We start from the raw sequence: 25,375 nt of genomic DNA on the forward strand, positions 1-25,375 counted from the left end.
CGCCCGGTTCCCAACTCTCCAGGCCATCCACTCCTACAGTGGACCAGACCACCAGAGAGGACCGGAAACTCTTTACACGCATGGATTCTACGTGCGTAACTTGTGACGCGCGCACGACAAAATCGAACCATCTGCCCTGGTGGCAGCGGCCGACGTCACCTCCTCCCCTCCCCACCCCACATGCAGCAGGAGGAAGTCATGTTCTCGCTCAGCCGTTCGACTGCCAGACGGTCCGCCACAGCGGTGGCCGTACTGGGCGCCGCCCTCGCACTGACCGCCACCACGGCGGCGGGAGCCGCCGCCGCGCCCGCACCGGGCAAGGACCGCGTGAACATCAAGCCGGGCCAGGCGTACATGGGCGTGGGCCAGCGCATCCACGAGGGCGCCCCCGCCGAGAGCCCGTCCCTGGGCGTCCTGGCACCGACCGACGGCGTCCAGGGCATCGACGTCTCGCACTGGCAGGGCGCCATCAACTGGAACTCCGTGCGGGGCGCCGGCATCCAGTTCGCCTGGATCAAGGCGACCGAGGGCACCAGCTACAAGGACGACCGCTTCAACAGCAACTACACGAACGCCTACTACGCGGGCGTCATCCGCGGCGCGTACCACTTCGCGCGCCCCAACGTCTCCAGCGGAGCCGTCCAGGCGAACTACTTCGCCTCCAACGGCGGCGCCTGGTCGCGCGACAACCTGACGCTGCCCGGCGTGCTGGACATCGAGCACAACCCCTACGGGGCGATGTGCTACGGCCTGTCCACGACCCAGATGCGCGGCTGGATCATGGACTTCTACAACACGTACAAGGCGCGCACCTCGCGTGACGTCGTCATCTACACGACGGCCAGCTGGTGGAACACCTGCACCGGCAACTGGAGCGGCATGGGCAGCCTGAGCCCGCTGTGGGCGGCGCACTGGGGCGTGTCCTCCCCGACCATCCCGTCCGGCTTCCCGACCTGGACGGTGTGGCAGTACACCAGCACCGGCTCGGTCAGCGGCGTCTCCGGCAACGTGGACCGCAACAAGTTCAACGGTTCGCGCGACCGGCTGCTGGCGCTCGCCAACAACACCTGACGCGCCCGCGGCGCGCCAGTCCCCGCGCCGCCTTTCGACCAGCACGCGATCACGCGGTGGAGCCGGTTCCGCCGGCTCCACCGCATCCCCCCACCCTCCCCATCTCCGCACGAGGAGTGATCGTGAACGCCGAGAACGCCCTACGGCGCCGCCTTCTGCTGGCCGCGACGGCCGGACTGGTCGCCGGCACGGCACTGCCGGGCACCGCGCACGCCGCGCGGGAGAAGGCCGCCGCTCTCGAACCGGACATCGACCCCACCACGGCCTGGGGCGCCCGTGCGCCGGCGGGGAGCATCAGCACCCTCCGGTACCGGCCGGGCAAGATCGTCGTCCACCACACGGTGAGCGCCAACACGGCCGACTTCTCCCGCGCCCAGGCGCACTCCCACGCCCGCTGGGTGCAGAACCTGCACATGGACAAGAACGGGTGGGTGGACACCGGCTACCACTTCCTGGTCAGCCGGGGCGGCTGGATCACCGAGGGGCGGCACGGCAGTCTGCGCACGCTCACCGGCGGGACCAGCTTCGTGCAGGGCTCCCACACCGCGGGGCAGAACGGTTCGGCCATCGGCATCGCCAACGAGGGCTCCTACCACGACGGCGCCACCCCGCCCGGCGCCCAGTGGGACGTCCTGGTACTGCTGTGCGCGTACGTGTGCGCCCGGTACGGCATCCCCGCCGGCCAGATCCACGGTCACAAGGACTACGGAGACACCCTCTGCCCCGGGGTGTTCCACGACATGCTGCCGCGGCTGCGGCAGGAGGTCGCGGACCGGATGTGACGCGGACGCACGACGCCCGGCCGGGGCGGCTGACCCGGCCGGGCGGCGTCGTGATGCGGGGTGCGGCCGTGGCTCAGGGCGTGGCCGGGGCTTTCACGCCGGTCAGTTCCTCCCCCGCCTCCATGGGATGGGTGACCTCGTGGGCCTCCTTGCCCTTGCCGATGTGGTTGAAGACCAGGTTGAGCAGGACGGCGGCGACACAGCCCGTGGAGATGCCCGAGTCCAGGACGATCTTCGCGTTCTCCGGGAAGGCGTGGTAGAACTCCGGCGCCGCGATCGGGATGATGCCGACGGCCAGGGAGACGGCCACGATCAGGACGTTGTTGTCCCGGTCGAGCCCGGCGCGGGCCAGGGTCTGGATGCCGCTGGCCGCGACCGACCCGAACAGCACCACGCCGGCGCCGCCCAGCACCGGGCGGGGGACGACGGCGATCAGCGAGGCGACCACCGGCAGCACGCCCATCAGGATCAGGAAGGCGCCTCCGGTCGCCACGACGAAGCGGCTGCGGATCCTGGTCATCGCCACCAGGCCGATGTTCTGCGCGAAGGCGCTGCACATGAAGCCGTTGAACAGCGGGCTGATCGCGGAGCCGAGGGTGTCGGCGCGCAGTCCGGCGGCGATGGTCTTCTCGTCGGCCTTGCGGTCGACGATCTCCCCCAGGGCCAGCATGTCGGCGGTGGACTCGGTCATCGAGACCACCATCACCACGCACAGCGAGATGATCGCGGCGAGCTGGAACTGGGGCGCGCCGAAGTGGAACGGGGTGGGGAAGCCGATGATGTCGGCCTCGCCGACCGGTGAGAAGTCGGTGACGCCGAAGGGGATCGCGATCAGCGTGCCGACGACCAGGCCCAGCAGGACGGCGATCTGCTTGACGAAGCCCCGGGTGAAGCGGCGCAGCAGCAGGACGATCACCAGGGTGATGGCGGCCAGTCCCAGGTTGGTCGCCGAGCCGTAGTCGTCGGCGTCGGGGCTGGAGCCCTGGGCCCAGCCGAAGGCGACGGGGAGCAGCGAGACACCGATCAGGGTGATGACCGTGCCGGTGACGACCGGTGGGAAGAAGCGGATCGCCTTGCTGAAGAAGGGGGCGGCGAGGAAGCCGAGGAGACCGGCGACGATGACGGCGCCGAAGATGATCGGCAGCGCGTCGTCCTTGTCCGGGGTGGCGGCGACGACCGCGGTCATCGGGGCGACACCGGCGAAGGTGACGCCGTTGACGAAGGGCAGTCGGGCTCCGATCTTCCAGATGCCGAGGGTCTGAAGAAGGGTGGCGAGGCCGGCGGTGAACAGGCAGGCGCCGGTGAGGAAGGTCAGGTCGGTGGCGGACAGGCCTATGGCCGCGCCGACGATCAGGGGCGGGGCGACGACTCCCGCGTACATGGCGGCCACGTGCTGAAGGCCGGTGGTCGCCATCTTGAGTGGCGGAAGCTTTTCGTCAACGGGGTGGTCGGCCACTGCGGCTCTCCTCCGGTCGGTTACACGTCCGCTCTGACGTGGGTTTCAGGGAGGTGGTGCGGGTGGTCGTGCGGGACCGGGACGGACCGTTCGAGCAAACGGGGGGGAGTACCGTTCCGGGACGCGCGCGTTCACGCGCGCCCCGGAGACGGCCGCCATGGACCCCGCTCGGGTCCACGGCCGCCGGTCGGGAGCCGTCCCTCCCGACCGGAGATCAAGTGCCGTACGTCGGTTCAGCGCCGCCGTACGGGTGGGGCCGGTCAGCTCTGCGCGGCGATGCGCGCGAGCCGCTGGGACTCGTCCCGCGTGGAGCGGGCGATGGTGTCCTCGTCGACCGTGAGCAGCCGGCCGTCCTCGACGATCTGCTCGCCGTTGACGAACGAGGCCGTGACCGGGGCGGCGGCGCCGAAGACCAGGGCGGTCACCGGGTCGGCGATGGAGGCGTGGGCGAGGGTGTCCATCTTCCACAGCACGACGTCGGCGAGCTTGCCGGCCTCCAGGGAGCCGATCTCGGCGGCCCGGCCCAGCACCTGCGCGCCGCCGAAGGTGCCCAGCCGCAGCGCCTGGCGTGCGTTCAGGGCGGCCTCGCGGTGGGCGCCGAGGCGGTTGATGAGCAGGGCGTTGCGCAGTTCGGTGTGGAGTTCGCCGGACTCGTTGGAGGCGGTGCCGTCGACGCCGAGGCCGACCGGGACGCCTGCGGCGAGCATGTCGGGGACCCGGGCGATGCCGGCGGCGAGCCGGGCGTTGGAGGATGGGCAGTGGGCGACGCCGGTCTTCGTGCGGGCGAAGGCGGCGATGTCGGAGTCGTTCATGTGGACGCAGTGCGCCATCCACACGTCCTCACCGAGCCAGCCGGTGGACTCGAAGTAGTCGGTCGGGCCCATGCCGAACAGTTCGTGGCAGAACTTCTCCTCCTCCACGGTCTCCGAGCCGTGGGTGTGCAGCCGCACACCGAGCCGGCGGGCCAGCTCCGCGCCTTGCTTGAGCAGTTCGGTGGAGACGGAGAACGGCGAGCAGGGCGCCACGGCGACCTGGGTCATCGCGTCGAAGGAGGCGTCGTGGTGCCGCTTGACGGTCTCCTCGGTGGCGGCGAGGGCGCCCTCGAGGGTCTCGACGGCGAAGTCCGGGGGCAGCCCGCCGTCCTTCTCGCTGCGGTCCATGGAGCCGCGGGCGAGGGTGAACCGGACGCCCGTCTCGCGTGCGGCGCGGATGATCGAACCGGACAGGTCGCCCGAGCCCTGCGGGAAGACGTAGTGGTGGTCCATGGCGGTGGTGACGCCGCCGCGGGCCATCATGGCGAGCGAGCCCTGCGCGGCGGCGTAGGTCATCCGCTCGTCGATGCGCGCCCAGACCGGGTAGAGGGCGACCAGCCAGTTGAACAGGTTGTGGTCGGTGGCCAGGCCCCGGGTGATCCACTGGTAGTAGTGGTGGTGGGTGTTGACCAGGCCGGGCGTGGCCAGGTGGCCGGTCGCGTCGATCCGGCGTACGACGTTCTCCAGCCCCTCGGGGGCCTTGCCGGCCCCGACCGACTCGATCCTGTTGCCCGCGAGGACCAGGTGGCCCGAGGCGTACTCCGTGTCGCCCGCGTCCACGGTCGCGATCGCACAGTTCTCGATCACCACACGCTGGGCTGCCGATGGTGCCATGATGCTTCCTTCGTCTTTCTGTGGCGGCCCGTGGGTGGGGAGTACCCACGGGGAGGGCACGGCAGGACCCTAGGAGGATTTGAGTGCCGGAACCGCAGTGCGGCTCCGGGTGCCGAGATGGTGGAAGAACAGGTTCAGTGTGACCGCGACGAGCGCGCCGGCGCTGATGCCGGAGCCGAGGACGGTCTGGGCCCAGGCCGGGAAGCCGGCGTAGAAGGTGGGGGCGGCGAGCGGGATGATGCCCGCGCCGAGCGCCACCGCCACCAGGATGATGTTGGAGCTGTCGTCCAGTCCCGCCTCGGCGAGGGTGCGGATGCCGCTGACGGCGATGGAGCCGAAGAGCACGATGCCCGCGCCGCCGAGGACCGGCATGGGGACCAGGGAGACGACCGCGCCGAGGACCGGGAAGGCGCCGAGGACCAGCAGGGTGGCGCCTGCGACGGCGACGACGTAGCGGCTGCGGACCCGGGTCAGGGAGACGACGCCGACGTTCTGGGCGAAGGCGGAGGTGGGGAAGCCGCCGAAGACCGGGCCGACCAGGGTGGCGATGCCGTCGGTGCGCAGGCCGCGGGTGATGGTCTTCCCGTCGGCCCTGCGGTCGCAGATCTCGCCGAGGGCGAGCATGCCGGCGGAGGACTCGGTCATCAGCACCAGCATCACGATGCACAGCGACAGCACGGCCGCGGGCTGGAAGACGGGGGCGCCGAACGCGAAGGGCGCGGGCAGCGCGGCGACGGGCGCGGAGGACAGGGCGGTGAAGTCGGCCATGCCGAAGGGGATGGCGGCCAGCGTGCCGACGAGCAGGCCGAACAGCAGGGCGACCTGCTTGACGAAGCCCTTGCCGAAGCGCTGGACGAGCAGGATGACGGCGAGGGTGAACCCGGCGAGCGCGAGGTTGGACATGGCCCCGAAGTCGGCGGCGGTCTGGTCGCCGCCCTGTGCCCAGGCGACGGGGACCGGCATCAGCGTGACGCCGATGAGCGTGATGACCACGCCGGTGACCAGCGGCGGGAAGAAGCGCAGCAGCCGTCCGAAGAAGGGGCCGACGGCGAGGCAGAAGACTCCGGCGACCATCACCGCGCCGTAGATCGCGGGGAGTTGCCGTCCGGGGTCGTTGGTCTCGGCGATGGCGAGGATGGGGGCGATGCCGGCGGAGGAGGCGGCGTTGACGAAGGGCAGGCGGTTGCCGACGAAGCCCTTGACGCCGATGGTCTGGATCAGCGTGGCGACGCCCGCGATGAGCAGGCTCGCGGCGATCAGCCGGGTGCGGGCCGCGAGGTCGAGTCCGCAGGCCTGGCCGATGATGAGCGGAGGTGTGACGACGCCTGCGTACATCGCGGCGATGTGCTGGAGCGCGGCGGGGACGAGCCGCGAGGGGTGGAGCTTGACGTCCACCGGGTGCACGGACGTGGCGGCGTCCTCGGTGTGCCCCGGCGGGGTGGGTCCGGGCTCTGGTGCCGGCCCCTTTGCAGGCTGTGCCATGGTGTTCCCTCCGGTGTGGCGCGCCCCCGGCCGCGGTGGCCCGGCCGGGGGTGCGCGTCCCGCGTCAGAGGTTGGTCATGTCGACCGGGATACGGGCCTCGCAGCCGTCCCGCAGGATGGTGGCCTCGATCAGGCCGTAGGGGCGGTCCGCCGCGAAGTAGACCTCGTTGTCGTTCTTCAGCCCGAACGGCTCCAGGTCCACCAGGAAGTGGTGCTTGTTCGGGAGGGAGAAGCGGACCTCGTCGATCTCGCTGCGGTTGTTGATGATGCGCGCGCCCATCTGGTACAGCGTCTGCTGCAACGACAGCGAGTAGGTCTCGGCGAAGGCCTGGAGCATGTGCTTCTTCACCTGCTCGTAGGACTTCTCCCAGTTGGGCGCCTTCTGCTCGTCGTCGGTCCAGTTGAACCGCCACTGGCTGGACACCTGCGTGGCCAGGATGCGGTCGTAGGCCTCCTGGAGCGTGGTGTACTTGTCCTTGACGTAGCCCCAGAACTCGGAGTTGGTCGAGTTCATCACGACCAGGTCCTTCAGGCCGGAGACGACCTCCCACTTCTCACCGTCGAAGGTGATCTGGGTGGTGCGGGTCTCCTGGCCCTTGCGGACGAAGGAGTGCTTGACCTCGTCGGCGCCGATGAACTTGGAGTTGGCGTCGGAGGTGGCGATGCGCTCCCAGGCGTACTCCTCGATGCGGATGCGCGCCCGGTGGATGGGCTCCTGCGAGGTGACGAAGTGCCGGGCGAGGTGGATGCCGAACTGCTCGGCGGACTCGATGCCGTACTCCTTGGCGAACGCGAACACCGTGTTCTTGGTGGTGTCGGTCGGCAGGACGTTGGCGTTGGAGCCGGAGTAGTGGACCTCGTCCATGTCGCCGGAGAGGGCGACGGAGACGTTCAGGTCCTTGATGTGGTGGGTGGCGCCGTCCCGCGTGATCTTGACGACTCGGTTCTCGGCCTTGCCGTACTGGTTCTGTCCCAGGATGGTGGGCATTTAGCTAGCTCCCTCGGTAAACGGAGTAGCCGAACGGGTTGAGCAGCAGCGGTACGTGGTAGTGCTCGCCGGGCGTGACCGCGAAGGTGATCACTACCTCGGGAAAGAACGCACCGCTGTCCCGAGTCGCGGGGGCGTCCTGCTGCGCATCGGCTTGCTTCTTCTCAGAACTTGCGAAGTACGGCTCGACCGCGAAGTCCAGCCGTACGTGGGTGGTGCCCTCCGGCAGAGCCGGGAGGTCCTTGCACCGCCCGTCCGCGTCGGTCGCGGAGCCCCCGAGCGGCTGCCAGTCCGCATCCCGCCCGCTGCGGGCGGAGAGCTGGACGGCGACGCCCTCGGCGGGGCGGCCGGCACTGGTGTCCAGGATGTGCGTGGACACGGAGGCGGTGGTGCTGGTGCTCATGGTCAGGCGTCCTCTTCGACGAGTCGGGAGAGCCGGATTCGGTTGATCTTGCCCAGTTCGGTGCGGACGATCTCCCGCTCCTGTTCCGGGGCGTTGCCGATCCGTTCCTTGACCGCGTCCCACATCTGCTCGCCGGTCCTGCCGGTGGCGCAGATGAGGAAGACGTGGCCGAACTTCTCCTGGTAGGCCAGGTTCAGTTCCAGCATCTCCGTCTTGAGCGCGTCGGAGGCGCCGGCCATGCCCGCCTGCTCGCGGGAGGAGGTCGGGTCGCCCGGCTTGGGGCGGCCGATCGGCGGGTGCCCGGCCATCGCCTCCTGAAGGTCCGCCGGGGTCAGCTCGGCCATGGCGGCGTCGCTGGCGGCGTAGAGGTCCTCGGGGGTGGCGTAGGGGCGGGCGGCGAGCAGTTGCCGGGCCCACGCCGTGGAGGCGCACGCCTCGTGGAGCGCGGCGAAGGCCGCGTGCTCCTCGAGGGCGTTGAAGCGGGCCAGGCCCGGCGGCGTGGAAGTGGACGTCACGGGAGCCTCCGTGGCCTTGTGCTGAACGGGCGTGCCGATAGCTAACGCCCTCGGAAACACTGCGTCAACAGTTTGTTGAAAATTCGGGGTAACAAATACGAGAGCCACGAAGCCGCCGTCCCGGAGCCGGGACGGCGGCTTGCCACAGAGGTCAACCCCCAGGTCAGGGGCCCGCCGAGCGCCCCGGGGGCGCGGGGGAAGGGGTCAGGCGCCCTTCTCGCGGTTGAGGTAGTTGTAGACGGTGAAGCGGCTGACGCCGAGGGCGCTCGCCACCGTCTCCACGCCGTGCCGCACGGAGAAGGCGCCGCGCGCCTCCAGGGTGCGCACGACCTCCTGCTTGGCCTTGCGGTCCAGTTCGGCCAGGGGCCGGCCCCGGCGGCGCTCCATGGCGGCCAGGATGTGGTCCAGCGAGTCGGCGAGCTGCGGCAGGCGCACGGCGACGACGTCGGCGCCCTCCCAGGCGAGGACGACGTCGTCCTGGCCGGCCTCGTCGGGCGGGAGCAGCTCGCCGCCGATGGCGTCGACCAGGGGCTTGACGGCCGCGATGAAGGGCTCGTCCGCGCCGCCGGTCACCGCTCCCCCTCCGCGACCACGTTGACCTGGAGCGAGACGCGGGTGGCACCGGCGCCCAGGGTGCGGCGCAGCAGGGCGTCCACGGCGGTGAGCACCGCGTCGGCGTCGCCCTCGGCGGTGTTGCCGAACGGGCCGACGTCGACCGCGTCCAGCTCAGCGGCCTGGATGACGTCCCGGGCGACCAGCGCGTGGGCGGGCGCCTCGTCGAGGTCGAAGGGCTCGGTCGTGAACTCCACTCTCAATCGCACCCGGTCAACCTAACGCGCGGTGACCGTTTCCGCAGACCCCTCTTGACAAGGCCCGACCTTCCCCGGCAATCTTCCATTACGCAGAAACGAACTTCCGTAATACGGAAACAGTAGCGACACGGAAGGGAGCGCGGCACCCGATGGGATTCGCAGACCAGCGCTTCAACGTCAACCTGTCGATCCTCTTCACGGAACTCCCGCTCCTGAAGCGCCCTGCGGCCGCCGCCGCGGCCGGCTTCACCGCGGTCGAGCTGTGGTGGCCCTGGATCGACTCGCCCACCCCCGAGCAGGCCGAGCTCGACGCCCTGAAGAAGGCGATCGAGGACGCGGGCGTCCAGCTCACGGGGCTGAACTTCTACGCCGGACAGCTCCCCGGCCCCGACCGCGGCGCCCTGTCGGTGCCCGGTGAGGAGTCGGAGAGGTTCCGCGCCAACATCGACGTGGCCGCCGGCTTCGCCCAGTCGCTGGGCTGCAAGGCGCTCAACGCGCTCTACGGCAACCGCGTCGAGGGCGTGGACCCGGCCGAGCAGGACGCGCTCGCGCTGGAGAACCTGGTCCTGGCCGCCCGCGCCGCCGACCGGATCGGCGCGATCCTGCTGATCGAGACCCTGAACAAGCCCGAGTCGCCGCTGTACCCGCTGGTCTCGGCGCCCGCCGCGATCGAGGTCGTCGACAAGGTCAACGCGGCCACGGGCCTGACCAACGCCACCTTCCTCATGGACCTTTACCACCTGTCCATGAACGGCGAGGACCTGCCGCAGGTGATCGAGCGGTACGCCGCGAAGACCGGCCACGTCCAGATCGCCGACAACCCCGGCCGCGGCGCCCCGGGCACCGGTTCGCTGCCGCTGGAGGAGCTGCTCGACCAGCTCCGCAAGGCCGGATACGACGGCTGGGTCGGCCTGGAGTACAAGCCGGGCGACCGCCCCAGCACCGAGGCCTTCGACTGGCTGCCCCGCGAGGCCCGCGCCGCCCGCTGATCACCCCCGTATTTCCGAGAGGCACCCCATCATGAGCAACACCGCCCTTCCCAAGATCGCCTGGATCGGCCTCGGCATCATGGGCTCCCCCATGTCCGAGAACCTGATCAAGGCGGGTTACCAGGTCACCGGTTACACGCTGGAGCAGGAGAAGCTGGACCGCCTGGCCGCCGCCGGCGGCACCGCGGCCGGCTCGATCGCCGAGGCCGTGCGCGACGCGGACGTCGTCATCACCATGGTGCCGGCGTCCCCGCAGGTCGAGGCCATCGCCTACGGCCCGGACGGCATCCTGGAGAACGCGAAGTCCGGCGCCCTGCTGATCGACATGTCCTCGATCACGCCGCAGACCTCCGTCGACCTGGCGAAGGCCGCGAAGGACAAGGGCATCCGCGTGCTGGACGCCCCGGTGTCCGGCGGCGAGGCCGGCGCCATCGAGGCCGTGCTGTCCATCATGGTCGGCGGCGAGCAGGCCGACTTCGACCAGGCCAAGCCGATCTTCGAGGCGCTGGGCAAGACCATCGTGCTGTGCGGTCCGCACGGCTCGGGCCAGACGGTGAAGGCCGCCAACCAGCTGATCGTCGCCGTCAACATCCAGGCGTGCGCCGAGGCCGTGGTCTTCCTGGAGAAGTCCGGCGTGGACCTGAAGGCCGCGCTCGACGTGCTCAACGGCGGCCTGGCCGGCTCGACCGTGCTGACGCGGAAGAAGGACAACTTCCTCAACCGCGACTTCAAGCCGGGCTTCCGCATCGACCTGCACCACAAGGACATGGGCATCGTCACCGACGCCGCCCGCAACGTCGGCGCGGCCCTGCCGGTCGGCGCCACCGTGGCCCAGCTGGTGGCGTCGCTGCGCGCCCAGGGCGACGGCGGCCTGGACCACTCCGCGCTGCTGCGGGCCGTGGAGCGCCTGTCCGGCGCCCAGGTCTGACGCGGGACCGCAAAGCCTCCGGGTGGCGCCGCGCGCTGACACCTGTCCTGTCGCGCCCGAGCGTGCGGCGCCGCCCGGAACCCCACGTCGACCGCCGCCGTGCCGGCCACGGCTTCAACAAACTGTTGACGTTCACTTCACCCGTCCTTAGGCTCCACCACAGGCTCCACAAAGCGGAAACAGTTTTCCGCTGACCCCTCGCACGGAAGGTCCACGATGTCGCAGCGCGTGCTCACGACAGAGTCCGGCGCCCCGGTCGCCGACAACCAGAACTCCGCCTCCGCCGGCATCGGCGGCCCGCTTCTGCTCCAGGACCAGCACCTCCTGGAGAAGCTCGCCCGGTTCAACCGCGAGCGCATCCCGGAGCGGGTCGTGCACGCGCGGGGTTCCGGCGCCTACGGCCACTTCGAGGTGACCGACGACGTCACCGACTACACCCACGCCGACTTCCTGAACACCGTCGGCAAGCGCACCGAGGTGTTCCTGCGCTTCTCGACCGTGGCCGACTCGCTCGGCGGGGCGGACGCGGTCCGCGACCCGCGCGGCTTCGCGGTGAAGTTCTACACCGAGGAAGGCAACTACGACCTCGTCGGCAACAACACCCCCGTGTTCTTCATCAAGGACCCGATCAAGTTCCCCGACTTCATCCACTCGCAGAAGCGCGACCCGTTCACCGGCAAGCAGGAGCCGGACAACGTCTGGGACTTCTGGGCCCACTCCCCCGAGGCCACCCACCAGGTGACGTGGCTGATGGGCGACCGCGGCATCCCGGCGTCGTACCGCCACATGAACGGCTACGGCTCGCACACCTACCAGTGGACGAACAGCAAGGGCGAGGCCTTCTTCGTCAAGTACCACTTCAAGACGAACCAGGGCATCCGCTGCCTGTCCACCGAGCAGGCCCAGGAGGTCGTCGGCAAGGACGCCAACTCGCACCAGACGGACCTGCTCCAGGCCATCGAGCGGGGCGTGCACCCGTCGTGGACCCTCTACGTCCAGCTGATGCCGGCGGAGGAGGCGGCCGACTACCGCTTCAACCCGTTCGACCTGACCAAGGTGTGGCCGCACAAGGACTACCCGCTCAAGCGCGTGGGCCGCCTGGTGCTGGACCGCAACCCGGACAACGTCTTCGCCGAGGTCGAGCAGGCCGCGTTCTCCCCGAACAACTTCGTGCCGGGCATCGGCCCCTCGCCGGACAAGATGCTCCAGGGCCGGCTGTTCGCCTACGCCGACGCCCACCGGTACCGTCTGGGCGTCAACCACACCCAGCTCGCGGTGAACGCCCCCAAGGGCGTGCCCGGCGGCGCCGCCAACTACGGCCGCGACGGCTTCATGGCGGTCAACGGCCAGGGCCGCCACGCCAAGAACTACGAGCCGAACTCCTACGACGGCCCCGTCGAGACCGGCCGTCCGCTGTCGGCGCCGCTCGCCGTGTCCGGCCACACCGGCACCCACGAGGCGCCCCTGCACACCAAGGACGACGATTTCTTCCAGGCGGGCGAGCTGTACCGGCTGATGTCCGAGGAGGAGAAGAAGCGTCTGGTCGCGAACATCGCCGGCGGCCTGTCCCAGGTCTCCCGCGACGACGTGATCGAGAAGAACCTCGCGCACTTCCACGCCGCCGACCCTGACTACGGCAAGCGCGTGGAGGAGGCGGTCCGCGCCCTGCGCGAGGACTGATTCCCCCGGCTCGCGTAGGGACTTGACGGGGAGGTCAAGACCGTACGCGGGTCCGCGGAGGCACGGACGGCCCGGATGAGGGGTGGCCGTCCGTGCACCGCGGACAGGAACGCGGACCGCGGCGGCGTGCGAGCCAGTGCGGTGGTGAAGGGCCCGGAGCATCCTCCTACGACCTGAGGGGAGGAGATCCGGACCCGTCGCACCCGCCGCGGTCCCGGCCACACCACTCCCGAGACTCCGTCCGGCGGCGCGAACGTCCTGTCGCGCCCAGCCTCGCACCGTCGGACGGCCACAACCGCACAGAACCTCACCGGCCGGAGAGCGCCGGATGCGGACGGTCCCGCATCCGGCGCTCTCCGGCATGCCCGGCTCCGCCGGGCGGTCCCTGAAGAACCCTCGGAAGCTGCCGACGACGGCCTGCTGTACGTGACCACCGACCACTACAGGACCGTCGATTTCGCCGGCACCTACTGATAGATCTGGCCGTGATGACGGACGAGACAGACGGAACAAACGAAGCGGAACCCGCGGTCCCCGACTCACTGGTCATCGACCTGACCGAGGTACGGGACGCCGAGAGCCTCCAACGACTCCTTCAGCGGGAGCTGGAGTTCCCCGACTTCTACGGCCGGAACCGGAACGCTTTCTGGGACGCGGTCACCGGCCTCGTCGACCTGCCGTACGAACTGACCTTCACCGGGTGGGGCGCCTTCTCAGCGTCGCTCCCGGCAGAGGCCGGGAAACTGCGTGAACTCCTCGACGACCACCTCAGCGAATGCGGCCAGTACCTCGCTGTCCCGCGCCGCATCCGGTACCAGTAGTGCCGACTCGTCGCTCCGCCGCGGGCGTACGACAACAGCTTCTCAGGCCAGGCTCTGAAATCCGCCCCGCCGGGCTTGAGCCGCGGCCCGGCACGGGCACATACCCGGTACCGGAGGTCCGTCCGGGCCCGGTATCCGGGGGGGTGGTCCCATGAACGGCGAGGACACGCGGTTCGCGATGGCTGCGCACGAGCTGGCGCTGCTGCGCGGCGGGCCACGGGCGGCGGTCGCGGTGGCGGTGGTGGCCCTGCATCTGCGGGGCGCCGTGGAGACCGGACCGGGCGGCACACTGTGTGCGGTGGGGCCGCCGCCCCAGGGGCTGCCGCCGTTCGAGGAGACCGTCCTGGATCGTCTGTACGAGCCGCTCACCGTACGGGAGGTGGTCCGGGACCCGGACGTGCGGCTCGCGCTGGCCCTGACGCGCATCCCGCTCGCCGACGCCGGGCTGCTGAGCTACCCGCGGCTCGCTCCGAACCGGGCCGCCCGCCGCCGGGTGGCGTTCCTGCGGGAGCGGCACCCGCTGCCGGCGGCCGGGCACGGGCTGGCGGACGACGACACGCTGCTCGCCGTCGCCCTGCACGGCGAGGCGGCGCTCCGCGTGCTCCTGCCGCGCTTCGCCCTGCGGGCCGGTCTGGTGACGGGGCCCGCCGCCCCGGCCGACGGGCGCCCGCGCCGCGGTCGCCTGCTCCGTGGACGCAAACCCGCCCAGGGGGCGGCCGGCGCCGGCCGTGGCGACCCGGAGAACCGCGCGGGCGGCCCCGGCGGCGCGGACGGGGACGGGAACCACAGGGACTGACCCGGGCACGTCGAAAGGGCGGCCCGTCCGCGGGGGACGGGCCGCCCTTCGGCGGTGTGCGCGTCAGACCTTCAGGGTCTTCACGGCGGTCGGGGCGTGCCCCGGCTCGGTGGCGAGTTCCTCGAACTCCACCACGTTGGAGATGTCGTTGGTGCCCGACATGGAGATGTTGGTGACGCGCTCCAGGATCGCCTCGACGACGACCGGCACCCGGTGCTCGGCGGCGAGCTTCTTGGCCTGCTCGAGGGCCGCGCCCAGCTCGCTCGGGTCGGTCACCCGGATCGCCTTGCAGCCCAGGCCCTCGGCGACCTTGACGTGGTCGACGCCGTAGACGCCCAGCTCGGGCGAGTTGATGTTCTCGAACTCCAGGTTGACCTGGAAGTCGATCTCGAACGCCCGCTGCGCCTGGCGGATCAGGCCCAGGTAGGAGTTGTTGACCAGGACGTGGACGTAGGGGATCTTGTGCTGCGCGCCGACGGCCAGTTCCTCGATCATGAACTGGAAGTCGTAGTCGCCGGACAGGGCCACGACCTGGGCGTCCGGGTCGGCCTTCGCCACGCCGAGCGCCGCCGGGACGGTCCAGCCGAGCGGGCCCGCCTGGCCGCAGTTGATCCAGTGCCGCGGGCGGTAGACATGCAGCATCTGGGCGCCGGCGATCTGCGAGAGGCCGATGGTGGAGACGTACCGGGTCTCGGGCCCGAACGCCTTGTTCATCTCCTCGTAGACGCGCTGCGGCTTGATCGGGATGTTGTCGAAGTGCGTACGGCGCTGGAGGGTGGCCTTGCGCTCCTGGGCGGAGGCGGCCCACTCCGAGCGGTCGGGCAGCTCGCCGGCCGCCTTCAGCTCCTTGGCCACCTCGACGAACAGCTCCAGCGCGGCCTTGGCGTCGGAGGCGATGCCGTAGTCCGGGGCGAAGATCTTGCCGATCTGGGTCGGCTCGACGTCGACGTGGACGAACTTCCGGCCGGCCGTGTAGACGTCGATCTTGCCGGTGTGGCGGTTGGCCCAGCGGTTGCCGATGCCGAGGACGAAGTCGGACTCCAGGAAGGTCGCGTTGCCGTAGCGGTGCGAGGTCTGGAGGCCGACCATGCCGGCGTTCAGCTCGTGGTCGTCGGGGACGATGCCCCAGCCCATCAGGGTCGGCACGACCGGGGTGCCGGTCAGCTCGGCGAACTCCACCAGCAGGTCGGAGGCGTCCGCGTTGATGACACCGCCGCCGGCGACGATCAGGGGGCGCTCGGCGGCGTTGAGCATGCCGATCGCCTTCTCGACCTGGGCGCGGGTCGCGGCCGGCTTGTAGACGGGCAGCGGCTCGTAGGTCTCCGGATCGAACTCGATCTCGGTCAGCTGGACGTCGATCGGCAGGTCGATCAGGACCGGGCCGGGGCGGCCGGAGCGCATCAGGTGGAACGCCTGCTGGAAGACGCCGGGGACCTGCGCGGCCTCCAGGACGGTCACCGCCATCTTGGTGACCGGCTTGGCGATCGAGGCGATGTCGACGGCCTGGAAGTCCTCCTTGTGGATCACGGCGGTCGGCGCCTGGCCCGTGATGCACAGGATCGGGATGGAGTCGCCGATCGCCGAGTACAGACCGGTGATCATGTCGGTGCCGGCCGGGCCGGAGGTGCCGATGCAGACGCCGATGTTGCCCGGGTGGGTCCGGGTGTAGCCCTCGGCCATGTGCGAGGCGCCCTCGACGTGCCGGGCGAGGGTGTGGGTGATGCCACCGGAGGCCTTGAGCGCCGCGTAGAAGGGGTTGATCGCCGCGCCCGGCACACCGAACGCGTCCGCGACGCCCTCGCGCTTGAGGATCTCAACTGCCGCGCGGGCAGCGGTCATACGAGCCATCGAGTACTCCTGCTTCGGCTGTCGGATTCGCACTCCCGTCGCGCCCCGCGGTGGCAATTCCGTAGCAACTTCCGTATAGCGAAATTTGGTTTCTACGATCTGGAAGTAATGTAAGGCGGTGGCCGAGGGCCGTCAAGAGACGGGCGGGCGACCGGCACGCGATGCGGCGTCCCGCGGACGGCGGGGGGCCGTCCGGAGCACGATGGGGGGCGTGTCCGAGAGCATCGTGGTGCGCTGCCCGGCGTGCGGGCGCCGGCACCGCTGTACGCCGTCGACGTACCCCTGCGTGTGCGGTGCGCCCGTCGCCCCGCGGCTCGACCCGGACGGCCGCCCCACGGCGGTCACCCGCCGGGTGTGGGACGAGGAATGGATCGCCGTGCGCTGCGCGGCCTGCGGCGAGGAGGGCGAGTGGCCCCGCCCGGAGCAGGGCTGCCCGTGCGGCACGACCCTGCGGCTGCCGGTGGCGTGGACGGACGACGGACGGGGCGCCCGGCCCGCTCCCCGTGTGCGCGGCGCCCTGGACGCGGTCACCGCCGCCGTGCTCCACCTGCGGCGGCTCGGCCACCACGACATCCGGCGCGCCGGCCGGCGCCCGGCGGGCGGCATCTCACTCGCCGGGCCGGGGATCGCCGTCCGGGTGGACCCGACGGCGGGGCGGGCCTCGGTGCGGGACGTGGAGTGCCTGTGGCTGACGGCGATGACGCAGGCCGCCGACTGCGTCTACTTCTCCCTCGGCGGGTACGCCGACGACGCCCGCGCCCGCGCCGACGACCTGGGCGTCCCGCTGTTCGTGCTGGGCGCGACGGGGGCGCCGCGCCCGGTCAACGCGCCGGCCGTGGCGCTGGACGCCACGGCCGGGTGAAACGCGCGGTGCCGGGGGCCTACGCCCCGTACCGCTGCCGCAGTTCGATCTTGCGCACCTTGCCCGAGACGGTCATCGGGAAGGCGTCGAGGACCTGGAGCCGGCTCGGCACCTTGTAGTGCGCCAGCCGTCCGTCGCAGTAGCCGCGCAGCTCCTCCAGGGTGGGCGGGTCGGCCGGGTCGGCGGGGACGACGCAGGCGAGGACCTCCTCGCCGTAGCGCTCGTGCGGCACCCCGACCACCTGGACGTCCGCGATCTTCGGATGGGCGTGCAGGAACTCCTCGACCTCGCGCGGGTAGATGTTCTCGCCGCCCCGGATGATCATGTCCTTGATCCGGCCGACGATCTCGACGTACCCGTCCTCGCGCATCACCGCGAGGTCCCCGGTGTGCATCCAGCGGCCGGCGTCGATCGCCTCGGCGGTCTTCTCCGGCTCCTCCCAGTAGCCGAGCATCACGCCGTACCCGCGAGTGCACAGCTCCCCGGCGCCGCCCCGGGGCAGGGTGACGCCGGTGGCCGGGTCGACGACCTTCACCTCGATGTGCGGCAGGACCCGGCCGACGGTGCCCGTGCGGTGCTCCAGGTCGTCGTCCATGCGGGTCTGCAACGACACCGGGGAGGTCTCGGTCATGCCGTAGCAGATGGAGACCTGCTCCATGTGCATCTCGGCCACCACCCGCTTCATCACCTCCACCGGGCAGGGCGAGCCCGCCATGATGCCGGTGCGCAGGGAGGACAGGTCGTACGTGGCGAAGTCCGGCAGGTTCAGCTCGGCGATGAACATCGTCGGCACGCCGTACAGCGACGTGCACCGCTCCCGCTGCACCGCCTCGAGCGTCGCCCTCGGGTCGAAGGACGGCGCCGGGATGACGATGCAGGCGCCGTGGGAGGTGGCGCCCAGGTTGCCCATGACCATGCCGAAGCAGTGGTAGAAGGGCACGGGCAGGCAGATCCGGTCCTGCTCCGTGTAGCCGATCGTGCGGCCCACCCAGTAGCCGTTGTTGAGGATGTTGTGGTGGGAGAGGGTGGCGCCCTTCGGGAAGCCGGTCGTCCCCGAGGTGTACTGGATGTTGACCGGGTCGTCGCAGCTCAGCTCCGCCCGGGCGGCCAGGAGCCGGTCGGGCGGCACCGAGGCGGCGCCCGCCGTCAGCGCCTCCCAGGAGGGGTCGCCGATGTAGACGGTCTCCCGCAGCGCGGGGCACCGGCCGCGGACCTCCTCCACCAGCGCGCGGTAGTCGCTGCTCTTGTGGGTGAGGGAGGCGATCAGCAGGCTGATGCCGGCCTGCCTCAGCACGTACTCCAGCTCGTGCGCGCGGTAGGCCGGGTTGACGTTCACCATGATGGCGCCGATGCGGGCGGTGGCGTACTGCACGAGCACCCACTCGGGGCAGTTGACCGCCCAGATGCCGACCCGGTCGCCCTTGGCGACGCCCTTGGCGAGCAGCCCGCGCGCCACCTCGTCGACGGCCGCGCCGAACTCGGCGTAGGTCCAGCGCCGGCCGGAGGGGAGGTCGACGAGGGCCTCGCGGTCGGGGTGGGCGGCGACGGCCCGGTCCAGGTTGGCGCCGATGGTGTCGCCGAGCAGCGGTGTGCCGCTGGTGCCGTGGGCGTAGGAGAGGGTGTCGTGGGCGTGCGGCCGGGCGCTCACCGGAAGTCCTCCTCGCGGTACTCCGCGTCCGAGCCGGCGGCGGTGGCCTCGCGCAGCTCGATGCGGCGGATCTTGCCGGAGACGGTCTTGGGCAGCTCGCCGAACTCCAGGCGGCGGATGCGCTTGTACGGCGCGAGGACCTCCCGGGAGTGCTCGAACAGCACCTTCGCCGTGTCCGGTCCCGGCTCCCAGCCCGCCGCGAGGACGACGTAGGCCTTGGGCACGGCCAGCCGCAGCGGGTCCGGCGCCGGGACGACGGCGGCCTCGGCCACCGCCTCGTGCTCCAGCAGCGCGCTCTCGAGCTCGAACGGGGAGATCTTGTAGTCGGAGGCCTTGAACACGTCGTCGGCGCGGCCGACGTAGGTGAGGTGTCCGTCGGCGTCGCGGGAGCCGATGTCGCCGGTGCGGTAGTAGCCGCCGGCCATCGCCTCGGCGGTGCGCTCGGGGTCGCCGTGGTAGCCGGTCATCAGGCCGACGGGCCGTTCGGAGAGGTCCAGGGCGATCTCGCCCTCGGTGGCGCCGGGGGCGCCGGTGACCGGGTCGAGGAGTTCGACGCGGTAGCCGGGGCTGGGGCGGCCCATGGAGCCGGTCTTGAGCCGCTGGCCGGGGCTGTTGGCGATCTGCACGGCGGTCTCGGTCTGCCCGAAGCCGTCCCGGACGGTGCGGCCCCAGGCCCGGCGGACCTGCTCGATCACCTCGGGGTTGAGCGGCTCGCCGGCGGCGACGACCTCGCGCGGCGGGGTGGCCAGCTGGGTGAGGTCGGCCTGGATGAGCATCCGCCACACCGTCGGCGGGGCGCAGAAGGTGGTGACGCCCGCCCGCTCCATCTCCCGCATCAGCCGGGCCGCGTCGAAGCGGGCGTAGTTGTGCAGGAAGACGGTCGCCTCCGCGTTCCACGGCGCGAACAGGTTCGACCAGGCGTGCTTGGCCCAGCCGGGCGAGGAGATGTTGAGGTGCACGTCGCCGGGCTTCAGCCCGATCCAGTACATGGTCGCCAGATGGCCGACGGGGTACGAGACGTGGGTGTGCTCCACCAGTTTGGGGCGGGCGGTGGTGCCCGAGGTGAAGTACAGCATCAGCGGGTCGTCGGCCCGGGTGGGGCCGTCGGGCCGGAAGGCGGCCTCGGCGCCGTACACCCCGTCGAACGGCACCCAGGCGCCGTGGGCGTCGCCGCCGGTCACGACGCGGGTGTAGTCGCCGGGCACCTCGTCGAACTTGCCGGTGTCCTCCGCCCGTACGATCACGTGCCGCACCCGGCCGCGGTCGACGCGGTCGCGCAGGTCGGCGGGGCCGAGCAGCGGCGTGGCCGGGATGACGACGGCGCGCAGCTTCATGGCCGCGAGCGCGGTCACCCACAGCTCCTGCTGGTTGCCGAGCATGACCAGCACCCGGTCGCCCGCGCGCACGCCGAGCCCGCGCAGCCAGTTGGCGGCCTGGTCGGAGCGGACGGACAGCTCCGCGAAGGAGAGGGCGACCTCGCGGCCGTCCTCCTCGACGATGTGCAGGGCGGTGCGGGCGTTCCCGTCGGCGATGGCGTCGAACCAGTCCAGCGCCCAGTTGAAGTGCTCGGGCCGGGGCCACCGGAATCCCTCGTAGGCGGTGGCGTAGTCCTCGCGGTGCTCCAGCAGGAAGTCCCGCGCGCTGCGGAACAGCTCCGTCGCCGTCGTCATCTGTCCTCCTTCGTGCCGGACCATTGCCGGGCGGCTGTCCGCCATCGTGTAATCCGTGATGTGGGTCTCACTACCCCCGAACGGGGGTGTGCGGTACGTGACGGCGGAGGCGGGCTGGTGCCAGTGGAGGCGGCTGGGGTGGTGGAGGTCCGGGGTGCGCTGGCCGGGCTCCGGCGCGCGACGGGACTGCCGGTCGCCTTCGGCGGGCTGGTGGAGTCCGGGCGGCGGCAGGTCCGCATCAGCGAGCTGAGCGGCACCGCCACGGCGGCGCTGAGCGCCCTCGCGGTGTCCTCGGGCAGCGGGCTGGGCGGCAAGGCGGTGGCGCTCGCCCGGCCGTGCGCGGTGACGGACTACTCGTCGTCGCGGCAGATCAGCCACGAGTACGACGCCCCCGTGGCCGCCGAGGGGCTGCGCTCGGTGGTGGCGGTGCCGGTGGTGGTACGGCGCCGGGTGCGCGGTGTGCTGTACGGCGCCCTGCGCGCCGCCCAGCCGCTCGGTGACCGCACGCTGAGCGCGGCGGTGGCGGCGGCCCGGGACGTGGAGCAGGCGCTGCTGCTGCGCGACGAGGCGCGGGAGCTGCTGGCGGCGGCCCGGCCGGCGCCGGAGGCGGGCGGGAGCGCGCGTGCCGGTGCGGACGCGGGCGCGGGCGCGGCGCGGGAGCAGGTCAGGGAGGCGCACGCGGCGCTGCGCGCGCTGGCCCCGCGCATCGCCGACCCGGCGGTCCGCGAGGAGCTGCTGCGGGCCTGCGGGCTGCTGGCGGCGGGCACGGACCGGACACCGGCGGTGCGGCTCGCGCCGCGCGAGGTCGACGTGCTCTCCTGCGTCGCGGCGGGCGCCACCAACGCGGTGACCGCCGAACGCCTGGGCGTGGGCACGGAGACGGTCAAGGCCTACCTCCGCTCGGCGATGCGCAAGCTCGGCGCCCGCACCCGCGGGGAGGCCGTCGTCGCGGCACGGCGCGCGGGATGGCTGCCGTGACGGGCCGGACGGCAGCGGTGGACACGCGGTCACCGACGGCGACCGCGCGGAGGACGGGCGCGCGAGCGGCGCGCCCACGGGCGACCAGCGCCGCGGCGCGCGCACGGGTGGCTCGCGCCCCAGCGCGTGCACGGGTGGCTCGCGTCCCGGAAGCGACGAGAACGGAGCCGTCCGGCTTACCGACGGGCGCCGGGGCACGCCGAGACCGCACGGGCGGGCCGACCACCGGACAGGGGCACGCACATCGCCACAGTCGGCTGGAGGGCGGGGCGGGACGTCGCGTGGGGCGGCCGGAGCCAGGGACGGGACACGGGGCGGGACACGGCGCGGGGCCGCCGGAGGCCCGGACCGGGGCCGGCCGTGGGAGCCAGGCGGACCCCGCGACGGAACGCCACGCCGGGCGGCCCGAGCCAGGGACCGCACACGGGGCGGGGCCGCCGGAGGCGCGGACCGGGGCCGGCCGTGGGAGCCAGGCGGGCGGCGTGGTGGGGCGCGGCCGGGGGTGGGGACCGGGGCCCGGCGGGGCGCGCTGCCTCGGGGCGGCCGCTCGCCGGGGCGGGGGCGGGGCGGCGGGGCGGCCGGAGGGCGCCGGAGGCGGGACGGGGCGGAGAACGGTGGCTGGACGGGGGCGGCGGGGCGGCCGGGGGTTGCCGGTTTGTTGCGGGGACTTTGCGGATTTTTCTCGGGCACACCGTGATTCCATTTCGGCACGCTCCCTGTTATTTCCCTCACCCCGCCGTGCGTCCGAAATTCAACGGGTCGTTGCCTAACATTGGCCCGGACACGACACTCGGAGGGAGCGGTGACCGTGCGACGGGACTTCCAGGAGTCTGCCCCGAGCCGCTCCGACCTGGTCGTCGGCCGGGAGGAGCTGTTCGACGCGGCGCGTGAGCAGCTCGGCCGGGGCGGCAGCGTGCTGCTGCACGGCCCCGCCGGAATCGGGAAATCGACGGTGCTGCGCGCCCTCGCCGCGGAATACGCCGAGACGGCACGGACCGTACTGCGCTGCTCGGCGACCGAGTCCGAATCCCATCTCCCCTTCCTCGCCCTCGCCGATCTCCTGGGCCTGGTCCTGGAGGACGTGGCTCCCGCCCTGCCCGCCGCGCAGCGCACCGCGCTCGAGTCGGCGCTCACCGGCCGGGCGTCCACCCTCGAGCGCGACGGGCTCGCCCTCCGGCTGGCCGTGCTGTCCGCGCTGCGGGCCCTCGCCGCCGAGGGCCCGGTCCTGGTGGTCGCCGACGACCTCCAGTGGCTGGACGCGGCGAGCGCCGAGATCCTCGGTTTCGCCGCCCGCCGCCTGGGCGACACCCCGGTGCGGATGCTGTGCGCGGTCCGCACCGAGGGACAGGACTACGACCGGCATCTCGCCTCCGTCCCCCCGGACACCCTCGCGGTGCGGCTGGGACCGCTGTCCCGCGCCCAGACCTCCGCCCTGCTCGACCACCGCGGCTACACCGGCCTGCCCCGCTCCACCGTCCGTGAGATCCACCGCACCAGCGGCGGCAACCCGCTGTTCGCCCTGGAACTGGGCCGGGCCCTGGCCGAGAGCCCCACCCCGCCCCGGCCGGGCGAGCCGCTGCCGGTGCCGACCTCGCTGCGCGACCTGGTGCTGAGCCGCCTGGAGATGCTCTCCGACGAGGCGCGCCGCACCCTCCTCGTGGCCAGCGCGGGCGCCCGCCCGACACCGGCCCTGCTGCACGCGGCCGGCCGGGCCAACGCCGAGGCGGAGACGGCCCAGGCCGCCCGGCTGGGCCTGCTGGCCGCGGACCCGGAGGGCCCCGCCGTACGGTTCGCGCACCCGCTGATCTCCGCCGCGCTGTACGCGGAGGCCCCGGCGCGGGAACGGCGCGCGGCGCACGCGGCGCTGTCCACGGCCGCGTCCGACCCGATCGAACGCGCCCGGCACCTGGCCCTGGCGACCACCGGCACCGATCCGGAGGTGGCGGCCCGGCTGGCCGAGGCCGCGGCGCTGGCCCGGGACCGGGGGGCGCCGTCGGTGGCGGCCTCGCTCGGGCTGCTCGCCGCCCGGCACACCCCGGCGGACGGCGAGCCGGGGCCGGACGAGCACCGGCTCCAGGCCGCCGAGGACGCGATCACGGCGGGCGAGGTCGACCTCGCGCGGGACGTGGCCCGCGAGGTGCTGACGCGGGCCACCGCGCCGGCCGAGCGGGTGCGGGCGTGGATGGTGGTGATCGAGGCGGCGGGGCAGGCCATCGGCGAGGTCGACGCGGCCTTCCCGCAGGCGCTGGCCGACGCGGGCGACGACCCCCGGCTGCTGACCCTGGTCCACTACCAGCTGGCCTGGCGGGGCCTGGTCGTCCAGGGCGACTTCGAACAGGGCCGTGAGGAGGCCGCGCACGCCGCGGCGCTGGCCGCGCGGGCCGGGGACCGGCGCGCCGAACTTCTCGCGCTCGCCTTCCAGGCGCAGGCCGAGATCCTCATGGGCCACCCGGACGCCCCGACGACCATCCAGCGGGCGCTGTGCGAGCCGCAGGACCCGCGGGTGGCGTGCCATCACAACGGGGCCCGCTCGGCCCGCTTCCGCTGGCTGATCATGAGCGACCGGCTGGCCGAGGCACGGTCCACGGTCACGGCGCTGCTGCGGGAAGTGCGGCGGCGCGGCATGGCCGAGAGCGAGGTCCACTACCTGCGCTTCCTCGCCGAGACCGAGCTGCGCGCCGGGCAGTGCGGCCGGGCGCTGGCGCTGGCCCGGGAGAGCCTGACCCTGGCCCGGGACGCGGGCATCGGGGAGGGCGCGAGCACGATGCAGGCGGCGCTGGCCGAGGCGGCCGGCGGCGATGTGCGGCGGGCGCTGGAACTGGCGCGGGAGGCGGTGGACCGCGCCGAGGACGACGGGGACGCCGTCTACCTGTCGCGGACCCTGGCGGCGCTGGGCCACGCCCACCTGGTGGCGGACGACGTGCGGGCGGCGGTGGACACGCTGCGCCGGGTCCGGCGGCTGGAGGCGGGCGCGGGCATCACCGACCCGGCGCGCGGCCGGTGGCAGGGCGACCTCGCGGAGGCCCTGGTACGCGTCGGTGAGACGACCGAGGCGCAGGAGGTCATCGACGTCACGCGCACCCACGCGCTGCGGCTGGGCCGGGAGAGCGTGCTGGCCGACCTGGACCGGGCCGAGGCGCTGGTGCGGGCCGAGCGCGGCGAACAGGAGGCGGCCGTCGCCCAGTTGACGTCGGCGCGGGACCGGCTGGCGAAGCTGGGGCTCGGTCTGGAGGAGGCGCGGACCGCGTTCGCGCTGGCGTCCCTGCCCGCGCGCCGGCCGGGTCCGGGGGCGTACGACGAGGCGGCGCGGCTGTTCCGGCGCTGCCGGGCGCTGCCCTGGCTGCAACGGGTGGAGGCGGCGGCCGCGGCGGGCCCGGCGGAGCCGGCCGCCCCGGCCGGTGGCCTGCCCCCCGCCTGTCTGGAGGCGCTGGCCTCGATGGAGCGTCAGGTGGCGGCGCTGGTGATGGAGGGCGCGACCAACCGGGAGATCGCCGGGCGGCTGTTCGTCAGCGTCAAGACGGTCGAGGCGACGCTGACGCGGGTCTACCGCAAGCTGGGGATCCGGTCCCGTGTCGACATCGTCCGCCTGGCGGCGGGCCAGCGCCGCCACTGAGGAGGCGAGGGCGCCGGGGGCTGGGGCGCCGAAGGCGCGGACGCCGGTGCGATGGCCGGCGGTCGGCTGCGGCAGCCGGCCGTCGACGCGCCGTCGCCGACCACGGGGCCGGGTGGGCCGTTGAGGCCGGACGGGCCGGACGGAGGCCCTGGGACGGAACGGAATCGTCGGGCCGGTGCGGCGCGTGGGGCCGGACGGGCATCGTGGGCCGGGTGGGGCGACCGAGGGTTTTCCCTGCCCAACTCCCTTAGGGGGTTCCCTCATTGGGCGTGCGCGGGCCCGCTCCTAGCGTAAGGGCAGTGCCGCTCGCCGGGCACACGGGGGTCTGTCCCGAGGCCCCCGTGCTCCACCCCCCACCCCGCGCGACCCCCCACCGGCAACCCACCG

General features: G+C 72.4%; 21 protein-coding genes. 10 read left to right on the forward strand and 11 right to left on the reverse strand.

What is annotated here, in order from left to right:
• The first annotated feature begins 198 nt into the window (after positions 1-198).
• Positions 199-1,071: a lysozyme gene (locus ACZ45Q_RS12360; protein WP_468258843.1), complete on the forward strand. Its 873-nt coding sequence runs from the start codon at positions 199-201 to the stop codon at positions 1,069-1,071.
• Between the two features lie 122 nt (positions 1,072-1,193).
• The gene (locus ACZ45Q_RS12365; RefSeq protein WP_468258845.1) at positions 1,194-1,853 is read left to right on the forward strand and encodes a peptidoglycan recognition protein family protein; all 660 of its coding nucleotides are present in this window, start codon (positions 1,194-1,196) and stop codon (positions 1,851-1,853) included.
• A 73-nt stretch (positions 1,854-1,926) separates the two neighbouring features.
• Here the strand turns inward: ACZ45Q_RS12365 and ACZ45Q_RS12370 are convergent, their stop codons facing one another.
• The 8 genes from ACZ45Q_RS12370 to ACZ45Q_RS12405 form a co-directional block, all read right to left on the reverse strand.
• The gene (locus ACZ45Q_RS12370; RefSeq protein ID WP_468258849.1) at positions 1,927-3,309 is read right to left on the reverse strand and encodes a nucleobase:cation symporter-2 family protein; all 1,383 of its coding nucleotides are present in this window, start codon (positions 3,307-3,309) and stop codon (positions 1,927-1,929) included.
• Positions 3,310-3,569: 260 nt separating this feature from the next.
• The gene (locus ACZ45Q_RS12375; protein ID WP_468258851.1) at positions 3,570-4,955 is read right to left on the reverse strand and encodes an 8-oxoguanine deaminase; all 1,386 of its coding nucleotides are present in this window, start codon (positions 4,953-4,955) and stop codon (positions 3,570-3,572) included.
• Positions 4,956-5,024: 69 nt separating this feature from the next.
• Positions 5,025-6,437 (reverse strand): nucleobase:cation symporter-2 family protein, encoded by a 1,413-nt coding sequence (locus tag ACZ45Q_RS12380; protein WP_468258853.1) that lies wholly within the window; start codon positions 6,435-6,437, stop codon positions 5,025-5,027.
• 64 nt (positions 6,438-6,501) lie between these two features.
• Positions 6,502-7,425, reverse strand: a complete 924-nt coding sequence (pucL, locus tag ACZ45Q_RS12385; protein ID WP_468258856.1) for a factor-independent urate hydroxylase — start codon at positions 7,423-7,425, stop codon at positions 6,502-6,504.
• Between the two features lie 4 nt (positions 7,426-7,429).
• A complete protein-coding gene (gene uraH / locus ACZ45Q_RS12390) occupies positions 7,430-7,828 on the reverse strand; it encodes a hydroxyisourate hydrolase (protein ID WP_468258859.1) in 399 nt (132 codons plus the stop codon).
• A 2-nt stretch (positions 7,829-7,830) separates the two neighbouring features.
• A complete protein-coding gene (uraD, locus tag ACZ45Q_RS12395) occupies positions 7,831-8,343 on the reverse strand; it encodes a 2-oxo-4-hydroxy-4-carboxy-5-ureidoimidazoline decarboxylase (RefSeq protein ID WP_468258862.1) in 513 nt (170 codons plus the stop codon).
• Between the two features lie 204 nt (positions 8,344-8,547).
• Complete coding sequence (locus ACZ45Q_RS12400) at positions 8,548-8,916, reverse strand: helix-turn-helix domain-containing protein (protein WP_468258865.1); 369 nt, start codon at positions 8,914-8,916, stop codon at positions 8,548-8,550.
• Positions 8,913-9,164, reverse strand: a complete 252-nt coding sequence (locus ACZ45Q_RS12405; protein WP_468258868.1) for a YkoF family thiamine-binding protein — start codon at positions 9,162-9,164, stop codon at positions 8,913-8,915. The genes ACZ45Q_RS12400 and ACZ45Q_RS12405 overlap by 4 nt, the downstream gene beginning before the upstream one ends.
• 140 nt (positions 9,165-9,304) lie before the next feature.
• On the opposite strand from ACZ45Q_RS12405, the gene ACZ45Q_RS12410 reads away from it, so the two are divergent.
• The 5 genes from ACZ45Q_RS12410 (at position 9,305) to ACZ45Q_RS12430 (ending at position 14,369) form a co-directional block, all read left to right on the forward strand.
• A complete protein-coding gene (locus ACZ45Q_RS12410; RefSeq protein WP_468258871.1) occupies positions 9,305-10,144 on the forward strand; it encodes a TIM barrel protein in 840 nt (279 codons plus the stop codon).
• Between the two features lie 31 nt (positions 10,145-10,175).
• Positions 10,176-11,072, forward strand: coding sequence for a 2-hydroxy-3-oxopropionate reductase (locus ACZ45Q_RS12415; RefSeq protein WP_468258874.1), 897 nt, complete (start codon positions 10,176-10,178; stop codon positions 11,070-11,072).
• A gap of 216 nt (positions 11,073-11,288) precedes the next feature.
• Positions 11,289-12,752, forward strand: coding sequence for a catalase (locus ACZ45Q_RS12420; protein ID WP_468258877.1), 1,464 nt, complete (start codon positions 11,289-11,291; stop codon positions 12,750-12,752).
• 488 nt (positions 12,753-13,240) lie between these two features.
• Positions 13,241-13,573, forward strand: a complete 333-nt coding sequence (locus tag ACZ45Q_RS12425; protein ID WP_468258880.1) for a barstar family protein — start codon at positions 13,241-13,243, stop codon at positions 13,571-13,573.
• Positions 13,574-13,724: 151 nt separating this feature from the next.
• Entirely contained in the window at positions 13,725-14,369 is a 645-nt protein-coding gene (locus tag ACZ45Q_RS12430) for a TIGR04222 domain-containing membrane protein (protein WP_468258882.1), read from the forward strand.
• A gap of 63 nt (positions 14,370-14,432) precedes the next feature.
• Here the strand turns inward: ACZ45Q_RS12430 and gcl are convergent, their stop codons facing one another.
• On the reverse strand, positions 14,433-16,217 hold the full coding sequence (gcl, locus tag ACZ45Q_RS12435; protein WP_468258885.1) for a glyoxylate carboligase: 1,785 nt from the start codon (positions 16,215-16,217) through the stop codon (positions 14,433-14,435).
• Between the two features lie 202 nt (positions 16,218-16,419).
• Here gcl and ACZ45Q_RS12440 point away from each other — a divergent pair, with 202 nt between their 5' ends.
• A complete protein-coding gene (locus ACZ45Q_RS12440; RefSeq protein WP_468258888.1) occupies positions 16,420-17,079 on the forward strand; it encodes a hypothetical protein in 660 nt (219 codons plus the stop codon).
• 19 nt (positions 17,080-17,098) lie between these two features.
• Here ACZ45Q_RS12440 and ACZ45Q_RS12445 read toward each other — a convergent pair whose 3' ends face one another.
• Together ACZ45Q_RS12445 and ACZ45Q_RS12450 are read right to left on the reverse strand one after the other, a co-directional pair.
• On the reverse strand, positions 17,099-18,727 hold the full coding sequence (locus ACZ45Q_RS12445) for an AMP-binding protein (protein WP_468258891.1): 1,629 nt from the start codon (positions 18,725-18,727) through the stop codon (positions 17,099-17,101).
• On the reverse strand, positions 18,724-20,397 hold the full coding sequence (locus ACZ45Q_RS12450; RefSeq protein ID WP_468258893.1) for an AMP-binding protein: 1,674 nt from the start codon (positions 20,395-20,397) through the stop codon (positions 18,724-18,726). The genes ACZ45Q_RS12445 and ACZ45Q_RS12450 overlap by 4 nt, the downstream gene beginning before the upstream one ends.
• Positions 20,398-20,538: 141 nt before the next feature.
• Here ACZ45Q_RS12450 and ACZ45Q_RS12455 point away from each other — a divergent pair, with 141 nt between their 5' ends.
• The gene (locus ACZ45Q_RS12455; protein ID WP_468259497.1) at positions 20,539-21,375 is read left to right on the forward strand and encodes a helix-turn-helix transcriptional regulator; all 837 of its coding nucleotides are present in this window, start codon (positions 20,539-20,541) and stop codon (positions 21,373-21,375) included.
• A gap of 802 nt (positions 21,376-22,177) precedes the next feature.
• A complete protein-coding gene (locus ACZ45Q_RS12460; protein ID WP_468258896.1) occupies positions 22,178-24,988 on the forward strand; it encodes an AAA family ATPase in 2,811 nt (936 codons plus the stop codon).
• The last annotated feature ends 387 nt before the right edge of the window (positions 24,989-25,375 follow it).

It is taken from the genome of Streptomyces sp. NPDC031049 (genome assembly GCF_055571015.1).